This window comes from Sorangium sp. So ce281 (genome assembly GCF_051527395.1).
Lineage (GTDB): Bacteria > Myxococcota_A > Polyangia > Polyangiales > Polyangiaceae > Sorangium > Sorangium cellulosum_B.
In genome coordinates this window covers 8,485,313-8,499,113 of the sequence record NZ_CP150322.1, presented here as the reverse complement: position 1 = coordinate 8,499,113, position 13,801 = coordinate 8,485,313, and the positions used below count along the sequence as shown (strand labels likewise).

The following is a 13,801-nucleotide window of genomic DNA, read 5'->3' as shown; positions in this document are numbered from 1 at the left end:
CAAGGACGGGACGAGGGGAAGAGCGGGTGGGCCCGTCTCCTGTGCGGGTGGGTCCCGCTCCGGGTGGATCCCGGTCGGGTTCGCTCTAGGCGTCGCGCTTCACGAGCAGCGCGGTGAGGTCGTCGATCTGCTTGGCCGAGCCGGCGAAGCGGCGCACCTCGGCGAGGAGCGCGCCCAGGATGTCGGACGTGGGGCGCGCGTGCAGGCGGTGGATGAGGTCGCCGACGCGCTCCTTGCCGAACACCTGCCCGGCGGCGTCCTGGTACTCGTAGAAGCCGTCGGTCAGCAGCACGAGGAGATCGCCCGGCGCCATCACGAGGGGCGGCATCGGGGGCAGGTCGAGATCCTTGAACATGCCGAGCGGGACGGTCGACGGATCGCGCCACACGATCTGGCCCTCGGCCGCCCGGTAGTGGAGCAGCGGCCCCTGCCCGGCGGCGTGGTAGCGGAGCTGGTGCGTCGTCGGGTCGAGGATCCCGAGGAACGCCGTGATGAAGCGGTCATTCGGCAGGTCCTCGAGGAGCTGCTGGTTCACGTGGTGCATGAGCGCGTCCATGTCGGCCGAGAGGCGCAGGCCGATGCGGAGCATCGCGCGGAACTGGGTCACGCTGAGGGCGGGGCCGATGCCGTGCCCGGCCGCGTCGGCGAGCAGCAGGAGCATCGGCGACATGTCCGCGCGCTCGTCGAGCCGGATGACGTCGTAGATGTCGCCGCCCGTGTCGTCCGCCGGCTTGCTGAACGCCGACAGCGAATAGCCGGGGCAGCGCGGCAGCCGCCGCAGGAGGATGTTCTGCTGGATGTCGCGCGCGATGGTGAGGTCGTGCTCGAGCTTCAGCTTGATCATGCGCTCCTCGAGCAGGAGCGTGCGCTGCACGGCCACGGCCGCCTGCGCCGCGAGCAGCTCCGCCACGTCGCGCTCGTCCGGGCCGAAGTGGTCCGCCTTCGAATTCAGCATCTGGAGCACGCCGACGAGCTTGTCGTCGAGCCCGATGAGCGGCACCGTGATGAGGGATTTCGTATGATACCCCGTCCGGCGGTCGATCTCCTGATTGAACCGCGGGTCGGAATAGCAGTCGTCGACGAGGATGGTCTGGCGCTTGCGCGCGCACTCCCCGGCGATGCCCTTGTCGATGCTGACGCGGATCTGGGCCTCGCCCGTGGCGACACGGGAGTAAAGCTCCTTGGCCTCCTCGTCGTAGAGGAAGACGCTCCCGCGGTCGGCGCCTATCACCTCCCGCCCCGTCTTGATGATGAGCTCGAGCAGCTCGGTGAGATCGCACGGCGCCGCGAGCTTGCGCGAGACGTCCAGGATCAGGATGAGCGACGACGCATCGATCAGGGAGGGAGTGCCCACGCGCATGCGGCCGGAGAGTTTGGGCTACGTGGAAATAGGGGTCAAGACATGGTCTCGCCCCGGGTGCTCATGACGACGTCGTCGCCGGCGCGTGCCCACGCCGCCGTTCCGCCGTTCCGGCAGGGTTCCGCCGTTTCGCCGCGCCGCCGCGCCGCGTTCCGGCGCCGTGGGGATCTCCGGCGTCCCTGGGCGTGCCCCGGCGCGCGTCGGTGTTCCTGACCTCGGCGCGGCCCAATTTTCGAGCGACGACGGTCGCGAGCGCCCCGGTGACGCTGCGAGATCGCCGTCGATGCCGCCGGCGCAGGGACCGGGGCGGTGGAGGTCGGCGCTACCACCTCGGCCCTACCTGTCCTAGAACACGCGACGCACTCTCCTTGAAAGCGAGCTCTTCGATGAACCGCCTCCGCCTCGTCGCCCTCGTCCCGGCCGTTGCCCTGGTCGTGGCGGCCTGCGACGCGCCGCCCGCTCCCGCCGGCGCGGCGCCCGACGCCTCGCCCTCCGCCGCGCAGGCCCTGCCGCAGCCGGCCGCCGCGCCGCAGCAGCCGGCTGACGCGCCGCCGCAGGCGAGCGCCCCCGCGGCGGCCCCCGGCGCGGGCGCTCCGACGACGCCGGACGCGGCGGCGGGCGGCGGTGCGTCGGCCGACGCGGGCGCGCCGGCGGAGGACGCGGGCCGGAAGCGCGAGGACGCTGGCGCCGCGACGGCGGCGCGCGACGCGGGGACGGTCGTCGGCGACGCGGCAGCGCGCGACGCGGGCGGAGGGCGCGCCGAGGCGCCGGCGGCGACCTCCGCGCCCGCGCCCGGCACGGCGGCGCCGCCCGCGGTGCCGCCCGCCGAGGTGGGATCCGCGGACGCCGTAGCGGCCGAGGTCGACGCGATCTTCGTGGGCAAGAAGACATACTCCGCCCGCTTCAAGCAGGAGCACACGCAGAAGGTCTCGGGTGCCGTCAAGAAGCAGAGCGGCGCGCTGTCGGTCCAGAAGCCGGACAGGATCTCGTTTCGCTACGATCCGCCGAACCAGAACCGCATCGTCTCCGACGGCGTGTCGCTCAAGGTCTACGTCGCCGAGGACCGGCAGATGTTCGTCACGCCGGTGCAGAACTCGGAGTATCCGGGCGCCCTCTCGTTCCTCATGGGCCACGGGCTCCGCCCGTCGTTCACGTTCACCTTCAACGACAAGGCGAAGTTCGAGGGCGGCCCCGTGCTCGTCGGCAAGCCGCGGGCGCCGACTCCCCACTACGAATTCGTGATGTTCTATATCGACAAGGCGCTCCTCGCGAAGAAGGACCCTGGCGTCGTGCGCCGCGTCCTCATCGTCGACGCGCAGGGCAACCGGAACCGGTTCGACTTCGAGGACGCGTCGCAGCCCGCGTCGATCGATCCGGCGGAGTTCCAGTTCACGGCGCCGCCCGGCACCGACGTCAAGCAGAACGGATGACCCCGCACCTCTCGCTCTCGGAGCTCTTTCCCGACATCCATCCGGAGTGGATCCTCGCCGAGGACGGCGATCTCCTCGTCGTCGACAAGCCGGCTGGCCTGTCGACGCACGCGCCGGAGGCGGAGCGGATCGACGACATGGTGACGCGCCTCCGCGCCTTCCTCCGCGGCCGGGGCGACGCGGAGGCGTACCTCGGGATCCACCAGCGGCTCGATCGCGACACGTCGGGGGTCCTGCTGTTCACGCGGCGGCGCGAGGCGAACGCGGCCATCGCGCGGCAGTTCGAGGGGCGCACGGTGCAGAAGACGTACGTGGCCGCGGTCTCCGGCTTCGGCGATCGGCCGCCGCGCGGCACCCTGCGGCACCGCCTCGTCCCGGCGCCGGGAGGTGCGATGCGCGCGCTCGCCGAGACCGGCGGGGCGCGGGAGGATCGGGCCGCGAGCGGCGTGCTGGCCATCACCCGCTACCGCCTCCTCGAGCGCCGCGGCGACCGCGCCCTGCTCGAGCTCCGGCCCGAGACAGGCCGCACGCATCAGCTCCGGGTGCAGCTCGCGGCGATCGGCCTCCCCATCGCCGGCGATCCGCTCTACGGCGGCCCCGCGGCCCCGCGCCTGCTCCTGCACGCCGCCGAGCTCCGCCTCGATCACCCGGCCACGGGCGCGGCCGCGACCTTTCGCTCGCAGCTGCCGGCAGTCTTCGAGGCGTGGCTCGCGGCCGCGCCGGCGGACCCGTACGCGGGCGGCGTCGCGGCCGTCGAGCGCGCCATGCGCGAGGCCGCCGAGCGGCGGTACGGGATCGCGCGCGCGGGGGACACCACGGCGCTCCGGCTCGTCCATGGCGCGGGCGACGGCCTCCCCTCCGTCTCCGTCGACCTGTACGGCGAGCACCTCGTCGTGTCGCTGTCCGGCGCGGGCGAGGGCGAGCCGGGCGCGCCGCCGCGGGACCTCGTGCTCGACGCGGCCCACCGGCTCGGGGCGAAGGGCGTCTACCTCAAGGCGCGCCCGAAGCACGCGAGCGTCATCGTCGACGCGCGGCGCGAGGAGTTCGCGCCGCGGCACGCCGTCCGGGGGGAGGACGCCCCGGAGGAGCTCACCGTCTTCGAGCACGGCTTGCCGTTCAAGGTGCGGCTCGGCGACGGGCTCTCGACCGGCATCTTCCTCGACCAGCGCGAGAACCGGCGGCGGGTGCGGGAGCTGGCCCGGGGGGCCCGGGTGCTGAACCTGTTCGCCTACACGGGGGCGTTCACCGTGGCGGCCGTGGCGGGCGGCGCGCGCGAGAGCGTGACGGTCGACGTGTCCCGGGGCGTGGTCGCCTGGGCGCGCGACAACCTCGCCGCGATCGGCGCGGACCCGGCGGCGCACGTCGTGGTCGAGGCCGACGTGTTCCCGTGGCTGAAGGCCGCCGCCCAGTCCGACCGGCGCTTCGACCTCGTCGTGCTCGATCCGCCGAGCTTCGCGACCACGAAGAAGAGCCGCTTCAGCGCGGCGAGCGATTTCGGCGCGCTCGCAGCGCTCGCCTTCCGCGTGCTCGCCCCGGGCGGCAGGCTGCTCGCCTGCACCAACCACCGCGGCATCGCGCGCGCCAGGTTCCGACGCCATTTGCACGAGGCCGCGCGTGAAGCAGGATGCGACGTCGTGCAGATGAAAGATCTCCCCGATCCCGTCGATTTTCCCAGCGAACCAGGCGCGGAGTCCCACCTGAAGAGCGTCCTCGCCAGCGTGGGCGCGCCGTCCGCGAGGGCCCGAGAGGGCGCGCCGCCCGCGAAGGCAGGGAGGGCTGTGCCGTCCGCGAAGGCCACGCCGCCCGCGAAGGCGGGGAAGGCCGCGCCGTTCGCGAAGGCGGGGAAGGCCGCGCCGTTCGCGAGGGCGGCGAAGGCCGCGCCTGCCCGGGGCGCGCGCCGAGGGCCCGCTCCGGCCCGGACGACCCGCCGAGGTGCGCGATGAGCCAGCGGCGCCTGCTCATCACGATCAGCTCGTACAGCTACCTCGAGCCTGCCTTCCTGGCCGCGGGCGACTTCGAGCGCGGCCTCGTCGAGCGCAAGAGCTTCCCCGATGGCGAGCGCTACCTGCGCGTCGCGGTCGACTGCTGGGGGCGCGACGTGGTCCTGCTCGGCGGCGCCCCCCGGGACCTCGACTGGCTGGAGATCTACGACCTCGGCTGCGCCATCTCGCGCGCGGGCGCGCGGTCGCTCTCCATCGTGATGCCTTATTTCGGCTACGCGACCATGGAGAGGGCCGTGAAGCCGGGCGAGGTGGTGACCGCGAAGACGCGGGCGCGGCTCATCTCGGCGATCCCCTCGTGCGACGCGGGCACGCGCATCTTCCTCTTCGATCTGCACACCGATGGCATCGAGTTCTACTTCAGCGACTCGCACGTGACGCGCCACCTCTACGGCGCTCCGCTCATCACGCAGGCGGTCCGTGAGCTGATGGGCGATCGCCCGTACGTGCTGGCGGCGACGGACGCGGGCCGGGCCAAATGGGTGCAGAGCCTCGCCCGCGCCCTCGGGGTCGAGCCGGCGTTCGTGTACAAGGAGCGGAGAGGCGATGGCGTCGGCGTGACCGGCATCAACGCCGATGTCTCGGGCCGCGAGGTCGTCATCTACGATGACATGGTCCGCACCGGCTCATCGCTCGTCCAGGCGGGGCGCGCCTACCTCGCCGCCGGCGCATCCAAGGTCCACGCCGTCACGAGCCACCTCGTCTTGCCGGGCGACTCGCTCGAGAAGATCAGGAAGGCCTCCGTGTTCACGACGCTGCTCGGGACCGACTCTCACCCTGGCAGCCAGCAGCTCGCCGATGCGCCCGGCGCCCTCCGCTCGGTGGCGCCGCTCCTGGTGCGCGCGCTCGAGCGGGAGACCTAGGGCACCTCCGGCCCTACGTGAGGTTCGTGAGCGGCCCGGTGCAGTACTCACGCAAGCCGAACGTGGTCCGGGGGTCGCCGAACAGGTTCAAGATCGAGACGAGCAGGTCGTTGTGCGGGAGATTCGGGTACCGGACCCAGCGCCCGGTGCGCAGGCCCCCGCCGCCGCCGGCCAGCAGGAACGGCATGTCCGTCTTCCTGTGGGTCGGCGGATCCGAGATCTCGGAGCCGAAGAAGACGACGCTCTCGTCGAGCAGCGAGTGCCCGCCCATGTCGACCTTCGCCATCTCCTGCAAGAGATAGAGGTGCTGCTCCGAGTACCAGGTGTAGATGAGCTCGCACTCGGCCGGCCTGAAGCCGCCCATTTCCTGGTAGAAATGGTGGTGCTCGGTCAGGTTCAGCCACGGCAACGTGTGCTTCGCCTCGGTGTCGCTCCACTGCAGGGTGCCGACCGCGGTGATGTCGCAGGCGAGCGCCATCACCAGCATGTCCGTCATCAGCTTGCCCACCTTGGGGATCGCCGCGTCGGTCGAGCTGTCCACGATGACGCCGGCGTCGTCCGCGTCGAGCCCCGCGCTCGGGTTGTAGTCGGACGTGTCGACCCTCGTCGGGGCCCGGCAAGCGCTCGTCGCAGCCGGCGTGCTGGCGAGGCTCTGCTCGATCTCGCGGATCTTCGTCAGGTGCTGGTCGAGCTTCTGCTTGTCGGCCGCGCCGAGCCTCGCGGAGACGGCGGCGTAGCGCCGGTCGACGAAGTCGAGGATCGATCGCTTCCGCGCGAGGCGGAGGGCGGCGTCGTTGCTGGCTCCGGGGTCCAGCGTGCCGAAGAGATCGGTGAAGATCTCCACCGGATCGAGGCGCGGCGGGATGGGGTTGTACGGCGCGGTGTCCTCGAAATTGGCGATGTTCATCGGCGACATCAGGCCGTGGGACTTGCCCGTCGCCCAGCGCACCGCGAGCTGGAGGCTCGCCTTCGCCTTCTGACCGGCGGAGATCCGGGAGGCGATCACCTGATCGATGGACGGCCCCCTCGCGTAGCCGGTCGAGGTGGTCATCTGATCCGTGCCGGTGAGCCAGGCGATGATCCCGCTCTGGTGCTGCTCCCCGCGCGCGCTCTTCATGTCGAGGCCGTCGACGACGAGCAGCCGGTCCTGCACCGGCGCGAGCGGCGCCAGGATGGGGCCCAGCGTGAAGCTCGCCTCGGTGCCGGTCGGACGCCAGCGGTCGATCAAGGTCCCGCCGGGCGTGTAGACGGCGAGGAAGCGCCTGGCGGGGGCGGGTTGCGCGCGCGCCGGGCGCTCGGGTCCCATGATCTCCAGCCACGGGAGCGCGACGGCGATGGCGCCGGCGCCTCGCAGCATGGCACGCCGGCTCAAGCGGAATCTCGACATACCCTTCGCTCCTTTCAGGCAGCCATGTGGAGGAGACCGTCCGTCTGGGTGAGCTCGACGAGGAGCGCAGGTTCGTGACTTGCGGACCCAGACATGGTTCTCCCCCCTCACCCGCATCGGCCAAGCCGAGATCCCCTGATTCAACAACACCTTTTACGAAATGACCAGGGGGATTGTCGTGCGGGGCCCACCACGATGCGGCTCACCACGAGGGCACATGCCGCCGCGCTGGTGCGAGGGGCGTGCGAGGGGCCACGTCGTCGAGCGCGCAGCGCGCGGCGCCGAATTCCCTTGCCGGCGTCGATCGGCGCGTGGATGCTCGCCCCGGATGCGCGGCTCGCGCAGAAAGGATGAGCGTCGAGGCCATGGACGAGCTCGTACGACAGGTCGCAGAGAAGGTTGGCATCTCGGAAGACAAGGCCCGCGTGGCCGTGGAGACGGTGGTCGGCTTCCTGAAAGAGAAGCTCCCCGCGCCGCTCGCCGCCCACGTCGACACCGCGCTCGGCGCGGCGGCCCCCGCCATCGCCAACCTCGACGTCGGCAGCCTCGCGGGCTCGCTCGGCGGCCTTTTCGGCAAGAAGTAGCGGCATCTCCGCCGAGCGCGCCGCCGGAGCGCTCTCGACCGAAGTCCATCTCTCCTCTCTTGATCCTGACCTGGACGACGCCGCCTCCGCGCTTCGCGCGCTCCGGGTGGAGATGCGCTCATGTCCAGGACGTGCTCGCGCTTCGCTGCCTGGCGCGGCGTGAGCATGCGCCGATGGCGCCCCGGCACGTCACGGCTCCGTCCTGGTCCGGCGCGCGCGCGACCCGGCGCCGCGACCGCGGCCCCGATCTGGGTTGAGTCTTCGCATCCCCGCGAGCGCGGGCCCTCTAGCGGGCCGTCTCGGGCGCGGCGGCGGTCGACAAGCGTGGAGAACCGCGGGTTTCCTGGACGACGCGCGCGCAGCGATGGATAGCGGCTGCACAGGCGGGCTCCGGCACCGGGCTTGCGAGCATCGAACGCCTGGAGAAGCACCCGCCCACCTCCGTCTTCACGCGGGCGGTCCGCTTCCGCGAGGAGAGGAGCGATATTCCATGGCGTCCGTGATCGGCGGCGAAGCCGCGTTCATCGGGTCCTTGACCGAACTGATCGAGCTCAACTGGTCCACGGTGGACGCGCTCGCAGCAGCGCTCTCGCGGATGAGCCGACCAGGTGACAAGAGCCGGCTCGCGAGCTTCCTTCACGATCACGAGCGTCACCTCGAGGTGCTCGCCGCCCTGGCCCACGAGCTCGGCGAGCCGCCGGTGGAGAGCGCCGTCCGACCCAAGCTGAAGAGCAAGGCGCTGACGAACGGGATGGTCGGAGATCGCGCGATCCTCGAGGCGATGAGGCATTACGAGGAGGACAGCTGCGCTGCTTACGAGCGGATGATATCGTTCCGCGAAGGCCTCTCCGAGCGCGCGCGCGACGTCCTCCGGCACTCGCTCGCGGTGGAGCGGCGCCACCGGGACTGGTTCTCCGAGCAGCTCGACTCGCGACAAGGGCTTTTGCTGCTGCCGCTGTAGCGCGCGAGCGCCCTTTGGAAGACGCGGCTTTCTTCCGTCGTCTCGTGTATCATCGCGGCGATGATTCGCCCTCTCGTCCTTGCATCCCTTGGCGTCGCCCTTCTCCTCCTCGGCTGCGACGAGCCCCCGAAGCCCGTTACGGGAGCGGCCTCGGCCGCGCCTTCTGCTGCGAAACCGGCCGACGCGTCTCCCGCCGCGAGCCCCGCAGCCACGGCCAGCGCGCCGCCGAAGAAGCAAGAGGTGGTGTGCACCAAGAGCGATCCGGTGACCTTCTCTCATCCGGCGCTCGAGGCCAGGGTGCGGCAGCAGCTCCAGAAGCCCGAGGGGCCGATCAAGCGCGCCGAGCTCAAGAACATCAAGACCATGAACCTGTCGGACGCCCAGGGGCTCGACGAGCTCGATCCGTGCCTCTTCCCCGAGCTCACGGGTGTCAAAGGGCTCTACCTGCCGCCGGGCAAGATCGACGACCTCCGCCCGATCAAGGGCCTGCTCCGGCTGGAGTCGCTGCGCGTCTCGGCGACCCTGGTCAAGGACCTCTCGCCGCTCTCCGGCCTGGTCAAGCTCGACCGGCTCGACATCGGCCGCACGCCCGTCGCCGACCTCTCGCCGCTCGCCGGCCTCACCAGCCTCACCGAGCTCCAGCTCGATGAGACCGAGGTGACCGACGTGGGCCCGCTCGCCGGCCTGAAGAAGCTCGAGATGCTCCAGATGAAGCGGACGCGGGTGAGCGACGTGTCGCCGCTCCGCGAGCTCAAGAGCCTGAAGAACGTCTACCTCGAGGGCTCGCGGGTCGAGGACGCGAGCCCGCTCCGGTCGATCCCCGGGATCAAGATCCACGAAGGCTGAGGCGGCCGGCCCTCGCGCCGCCGCCGGCGTGCCGCGCGGAGCGCTGCCGCGCGCGGGCCGCGCCGAGCGCCGCCATCGCGAGGAGCCCGAGCTGCCAGCCCGCCCCAGCGGAGCCCGCGGCGCCCGCGCCGGCTGCGCCGCACTCGCAGCGCAGCTGCCCGTGAACGCCGACGTTCGCGCCGGGCGCGCCCTCCTCCGCGTCTCCGGTGGCTGGAGCGCCCCCGGAGCCGGCCTCGCCAGCCCCGCCGGCGCCCGCGCTGCCGCCTTCGCCTGGCAGCGGCGGCGCGTCGATGACGTGGGGCACCGGCCCGGAGCCCTGCACCAGGAACGGGCGCGGCCGCAGCGCCGGCCCGAGCGGCAACGCGGCGAGCCTCGCTGCCGGCCACACGACGGCCTCGCCCGGATCGAGGTGCCACGCGGCCGCCGCATCGGCATCCGGCACGGCCCGCCGCTCCGCGCCGTCGATCAGCCAGAGGGAGGCCGCGCCGTCGTCGCCGCGCACGAGCAGCGGCGACGAGGGGAACGCGTCGCCCTCCGGCAGCGCCTGGAGCGCCGCGTCCGGCGCGATGGCGATGTCCCAGAACCGCGAGAACCCCCAGGCGTCCAGCGCGCCGTCGCCGCCGAGCGGCCGCCTCACGCCGGAGGGCAGATCGAGCGGGCACTCGAGGGCCCTCGGGCTCCCCTCGAGCTCCACCTCCTCGCCGCTCGAGCCGTCGACCCCGTAGGCGTGGACCGCGTGGTCGCCCCCGAGCAGGCTGAGCGGCATCGGCGCCTCGAAGCCGTGCGCGCACGAGCCGAGCGGCTCGCAGAGGTCGTCGCGGCGCAGGTCCGCGGGGAAGCTGTAGCCCTCCGCGCCCTCCTCGGTCGCGGGCACGTCGAAGTAGAGCCGCGCGTCGCCCGGCGCGCTCTCCGCGTCCGGGTCGCGGGTCCACCCCGCGATACCGCTGCAGCCGGCGGCCTCGAGGGCGCCCTCGGGGGGCTCGTTGAGCAGCGCCTCGTACGAGGCGACGAGCGATGTGTAGGGCGGCACGTAGACCACGCCGACGCCGCTCACGGACTGCCGCACGTTGAAGTGCAGGTGAATGGTCGTCGGCGTGCTCCCGTAGACGTTGGACACCCGCCCGATGCGCTCTCCCCGCGACACGTCCTGGCCGGGCGAGACCTGGACATTCGACATGTGCAGGTAGTCGTAGCGAGTCCCGTCCTCGCCGGTCAGGTAGACAGAGTAGCCGCCGACGCTCGTGATGGTGCCATCCACCACCGCGACGACCCAGTGTCTCCCCGCCTCGCACGTCGCCGGCCGGATGTCCTGCCCCTGGTGCCCTGTGCCGGAGGGGCAGAGAGGCATCTCCCACGAGCGCGACTCGCAGTAGTTGTCGTGCCACGGGTAGGCGTAGTTGTCCGTATCGCACTGTCCACCGGCCGGGCCCGCGCTCCCGCCTTTGCCGTAGACCTGGGAGTTGGCGAACGCCGGGCCCTCCTCGAGCGGAAAGCGCATGGAGGGCGCATACACGACGTCGTCGGCGCGCCCCTCTCCCGAGCCTGAGAGGAGCTCGCCGGCCGGACGGTACGAGAACGGATCGGCCGCGGCGGCGCGCGGCGGGAGCGCGAGCGCGAGCGCGGCTGTCGCGAACAGCGAGGCCAGCGCGGCGGGGCGGGGGCGCGGCGGGCGGAGCGGGCGGAGCGGGCGGAGCGGGCGGAGCGGGCGGAGCGGCGAGATCATGGCATGTGTCCCGCGGCCCTGGGCTCGTCGCCGCCCACATAGACGAGCTCCGAGGCGAGCTCGAGGAGGAGCGCGTCCGATGCGCAGGCCGGCGCCTCCGGGGAGGCGCACTCGACGTCGAGCGCGTACGAGACGCCGTTCTCGGTCCACGACGCGCTCCAGATACCCTCGTTCGCCGTGACGAACGCTGGCGTGCCGCGCACGGCGCGGGCCCCCCGGAACGGTGGAATGCTTGGATACTTGCGCGATAGGCGGGTCATCGTGAGCGAGACGGTGATCGCGTCCGTCTTTGCCCAGAACGAGGTCCAGTGCTCCCTGGCGACGAGGACCGGCGCCGCGAGGAGCTCGCGCCGCGACGGCACGAGCACCGGGACCCGCGAGGCCCTGGCGGCGTGGGCCGCGGTCTCCGGCAGCGCCGCGAGCGCGCTCCGGTCGACCGAGGCGGAAGGGGGCCAGGTGACGGCGGAGATCACCGGGGTTGCCGCCGCGGACAGCGGCTGGGCGGCCGCAGGATCGGGCGGCGTCTCGGCGGGAGGCGCGGCCTGGTCGCACGCGGCGACCGCGACAGAGAGGAGGATAACAACAGCAGTGGGCGCGCCGCGCATGAGGCCTCGCGGAAGGGGACCCTCTATTCTAGTCGAAAATCGGCAGGTCTGCCCAAGAGGCGGTGGGGGGCGCGCAAGATGTCGCCAGGATGTGACCGGGACGCCTTGATGCTTTGCGTGATGGCGCCGTGGGAGAGCTGTCCGAGGGGGCTTCGGCTCGGCGTCCCCCCGTTCAGCCGCCGCTCGCCATCGTCAGCATGTCGTCCAGAAGGAGCTTGAGGTGCGGGCACTTGGCGTAAGCGACGCCGGGATCGAGCGCCCGGAACAGGTTGGTGCCGTCGATCACCTTTTTGTATCCCCTCTTCAGCTTCTCGCGATAGAGGCGATCAAGGAGTTTCGCTGGCGGCATGTCGAAGTTGACGGCCTCCGGCTGCGCGCACTTGCCCGGGAGCGCGCCGCGCACCTCCGCCGGAAGAATCGAGGGATTGGACAGCAGCCATGCCTCCGTCTCGTGCACCGCAAAATGCTGGCGGTACCTCGGATTCCGCACCTTGCTCTCGATGTCCTTTTTAAACCACGCGTATCGCTCGAGCGCCGTGGTCCTGTCCGCAGGGTAGATGGTCGGGCCGTACAGATCGAGCAGGCCGACCGCTCCCACGACACCCGCGCCCACTTTGCCGGTCAAGTTCAGCTCCACCTTCTTGGCGATCTCGTCATAGAAATCAGGCCAGCCCTCGAAGCGAACAGTCTTGATGCCGATGGGTTGCGGGACCCGTGGGTCGAGCCACCGCTTCAGGAACTCGGGTAATGCCTTCTCGGTGCGGCCCTCGACGAAGAGGACGATCTTCATACCATCCCCTCGAGCTCTCTCGAGCGGAACAGAGCGCCAAGCGTATATTGATCGAGCCACCGGCGGAGCTCATCCCCATCGATGATCGACAGACGTGTCTCGCCGTCCTGCCAGAGCGCCACCGTGGTCACTGGAGGCTCCCCGCCGAAGGCGTCTAGGAGCTGGTCAGAGTGCGTGGTCAAGACGACCTGGGAGCGCTCGGCCGCGTCGGCGGCGAGCTCTGCCACGATGGGCAGCATGCTCGGGTGGAGGCCCACCTCCGGCTCGTCGATCGCGATGAGATCGGCGGGACTGGGGCTTGCGAGGATGGCGAGCAGAAGGAGAAAGCGGACCGTGCCGTCCGACAGATCTGCGGCCGACTGCTCTGTTCGCAGAGACCTCCACCGGACACGGAGCTGTACGCGCTGGTCCGCCGCCGGCGGGAAGACGAGCTCCTCGTAATCCTGGCTGAACGCCGCCCGCATCGCTTCATCGACCACCCTCTTGAAGTCGCGACTCCCCGTGTAGAGCGTGTGGAGCACCGGGATGAGGTTCTGCCCGTCCGCGGCGATACGGCGGTCCATCCTCGCCACGGCGGCCTGCCTGAGCGACGCCTGCTGATCGACGTGCACGTCATGATAGATCGACCAGCCCGATAACACGTCGCGGAACCCCAGCACCTGCGCGTTCCCAAACGGTCCTGCCAAGAGCGACAGCAGCGTCTGGTCGTCTGGTACGCTTCCCTCGTGCGCGGCCAGCTTGCGCTCCCGAGAATCGAACATCACAGCGTGGCCAGGACGCCTTTCAAGGAATTTCTTTGGTTCAGCTTTCTGGCCAATCTCCTTGAGATGATAGTTCGCCAGCTGCTCGTGCTCGATCCTGTACGCGCTCGTCCCACCGAGCCTCCGGAGGCGCAGCTCGTACGTCAGCGCCTCCTTGACGCGGTCTCGTCCTTCGCCGAGCGGGTCCGTCTTCATCGTCCAGGAGATCTCCTGCGCCGCACCATCCCAGAGGAGAGGAGCGATGCCACCCCACCGCAGCACCTCCTGAGGCAACTCGCCCAGTGCGCTTCTCTGGAGCAGTGCGAGCGCACGAAGCAAGTTTGACTTGCCAGAGCCATTGGGGCCGATGATGACGTTCAGTCGACCAGGCTGCCACGTCACGTCACGCAATGAGCGGAATCCAGCGATACTCAGCTTCTGGATACCCACGGTACGATCCTTTCTGTGAATTCGCTGTGCCGGGCGTGCTGGTCTGCGGGACAGGAGCTGCC

At 71.0% G+C, this 13,801-nt stretch carries 12 protein-coding genes; 6 read left to right on the top strand and 6 right to left on the bottom strand.

The window, feature by feature from the left end; genetic code table 11:
- Positions 1-85: 85 nt before the first annotated feature.
- Positions 86-1,360, bottom strand: coding sequence for a SpoIIE family protein phosphatase (locus WMF27_RS32335; RefSeq protein WP_437765015.1), 1,275 nt, complete (start codon positions 1,358-1,360; stop codon positions 86-88).
- A gap of 386 nt (positions 1,361-1,746) precedes the next feature.
- Here WMF27_RS32335 and WMF27_RS32330 point away from each other — a divergent pair, with 386 nt between their 5' ends.
- Genes WMF27_RS32330 through prs form a run of 3 tightly spaced genes read left to right on the top strand, consistent with a single transcriptional unit; the run spans position 1,747 to position 5,653 of the window.
- Positions 1,747-2,790, top strand: a complete 1,044-nt coding sequence (locus WMF27_RS32330) for a LolA family protein (RefSeq protein ID WP_437765016.1) — start codon at positions 1,747-1,749, stop codon at positions 2,788-2,790.
- On the top strand, positions 2,787-4,733 hold the full coding sequence (locus WMF27_RS32325) for a class I SAM-dependent methyltransferase (protein WP_437765017.1): 1,947 nt from the start codon (positions 2,787-2,789) through the stop codon (positions 4,731-4,733). The genes WMF27_RS32330 and WMF27_RS32325 overlap by 4 nt, the downstream gene beginning before the upstream one ends.
- Complete coding sequence (gene prs, locus WMF27_RS32320; protein WP_437765018.1) at positions 4,730-5,653, top strand: ribose-phosphate diphosphokinase; 924 nt, start codon at positions 4,730-4,732, stop codon at positions 5,651-5,653. Before WMF27_RS32325 ends, prs begins: the two co-directional genes overlap by 4 nt.
- 13 nt (positions 5,654-5,666) lie before the next feature.
- Here the strand turns inward: prs and WMF27_RS32315 are convergent, their stop codons facing one another.
- Positions 5,667-7,010: a DUF1552 domain-containing protein gene (locus tag WMF27_RS32315; RefSeq protein ID WP_437769982.1), complete on the bottom strand. Its 1,344-nt coding sequence runs from the start codon at positions 7,008-7,010 to the stop codon at positions 5,667-5,669.
- 395 nt (positions 7,011-7,405) lie between these two features.
- Here WMF27_RS32315 and WMF27_RS32310 point away from each other — a divergent pair, with 395 nt between their 5' ends.
- The 3 genes from WMF27_RS32310 (at position 7,406) to WMF27_RS32300 (ending at position 9,431) form a co-directional block, all read left to right on the top strand.
- Positions 7,406-7,624, top strand: coding sequence for a hypothetical protein (locus WMF27_RS32310; protein ID WP_437524272.1), 219 nt, complete (start codon positions 7,406-7,408; stop codon positions 7,622-7,624).
- A 490-nt stretch (positions 7,625-8,114) separates the two neighbouring features.
- A complete protein-coding gene (locus WMF27_RS32305; protein WP_437324392.1) occupies positions 8,115-8,585 on the top strand; it encodes a ferritin-like domain-containing protein in 471 nt (156 codons plus the stop codon).
- A 240-nt stretch (positions 8,586-8,825) separates the two neighbouring features.
- Positions 8,826-9,431 carry a leucine-rich repeat domain-containing protein gene (locus tag WMF27_RS32300; protein WP_437765019.1) on the top strand — a complete coding sequence of 202 codons (606 nt, stop codon included), beginning with the start codon at positions 8,826-8,828 and terminating at the stop codon, positions 9,429-9,431.
- Here the strand turns inward: WMF27_RS32300 and WMF27_RS32295 are convergent.
- The 4 genes from WMF27_RS32295 to WMF27_RS32280 form a co-directional block, all read right to left on the bottom strand.
- Positions 9,412-11,154: a M23 family metallopeptidase gene (locus tag WMF27_RS32295; protein ID WP_437765020.1), complete on the bottom strand. Its 1,743-nt coding sequence runs from the start codon at positions 11,152-11,154 to the stop codon at positions 9,412-9,414. The two genes, WMF27_RS32300 and WMF27_RS32295, sit on opposite strands and share 20 nt — an antisense overlap.
- Entirely contained in the window at positions 11,151-11,627 is a 477-nt protein-coding gene (locus WMF27_RS32290; protein WP_437765021.1) for a hypothetical protein, read from the bottom strand. Before WMF27_RS32290 ends, WMF27_RS32295 begins: the two co-directional genes overlap by 4 nt.
- Positions 11,628-11,931: 304 nt before the next feature.
- Complete coding sequence (locus tag WMF27_RS32285) at positions 11,932-12,549, bottom strand: DUF4276 family protein (RefSeq protein WP_437765022.1); 618 nt, start codon at positions 12,547-12,549, stop codon at positions 11,932-11,934.
- Positions 12,546-13,739, bottom strand: a complete 1,194-nt coding sequence (locus tag WMF27_RS32280) for an AAA family ATPase (RefSeq protein ID WP_437765023.1) — start codon at positions 13,737-13,739, stop codon at positions 12,546-12,548. Before WMF27_RS32280 ends, WMF27_RS32285 begins: the two co-directional genes overlap by 4 nt.
- Positions 13,740-13,801: the final 62 nt, after the last annotated feature.

Coding starts and splice junctions, on each gene's coding strand:
- WMF27_RS32305 (WP_437324392.1), top strand. CDS start 8,115: ATGGCGTCCGTGATCGGCGGCGAAGCCGCGTTCATCGGGTCCTTGACC.
- WMF27_RS32295 (WP_437765020.1), bottom strand. CDS start 11,154: ATGATCTCGCCGCTCCGCCCGCTCCGCCCGCTCCGCCCGCTCCGCCCG.
- WMF27_RS32310 (WP_437524272.1), top strand. CDS start 7,406: ATGGACGAGCTCGTACGACAGGTCGCAGAGAAGGTTGGCATCTCGGAA.
- WMF27_RS32335 (WP_437765015.1), bottom strand. CDS start 1,360: ATGCGCGTGGGCACTCCCTCCCTGATCGATGCGTCGTCGCTCATCCTG.
- prs (WP_437765018.1), top strand. CDS start 4,730: ATGAGCCAGCGGCGCCTGCTCATCACGATCAGCTCGTACAGCTACCTC.
- WMF27_RS32330 (WP_437765016.1), top strand. CDS start 1,747: ATGAACCGCCTCCGCCTCGTCGCCCTCGTCCCGGCCGTTGCCCTGGTC.
- WMF27_RS32285 (WP_437765022.1), bottom strand. CDS start 12,549: ATGAAGATCGTCCTCTTCGTCGAGGGCCGCACCGAGAAGGCATTACCC.
- WMF27_RS32315 (WP_437769982.1), bottom strand. CDS start 7,010: ATGCTGCGAGGCGCCGGCGCCATCGCCGTCGCGCTCCCGTGGCTGGAG.
- WMF27_RS32325 (WP_437765017.1), top strand. CDS start 2,787: ATGACCCCGCACCTCTCGCTCTCGGAGCTCTTTCCCGACATCCATCCG.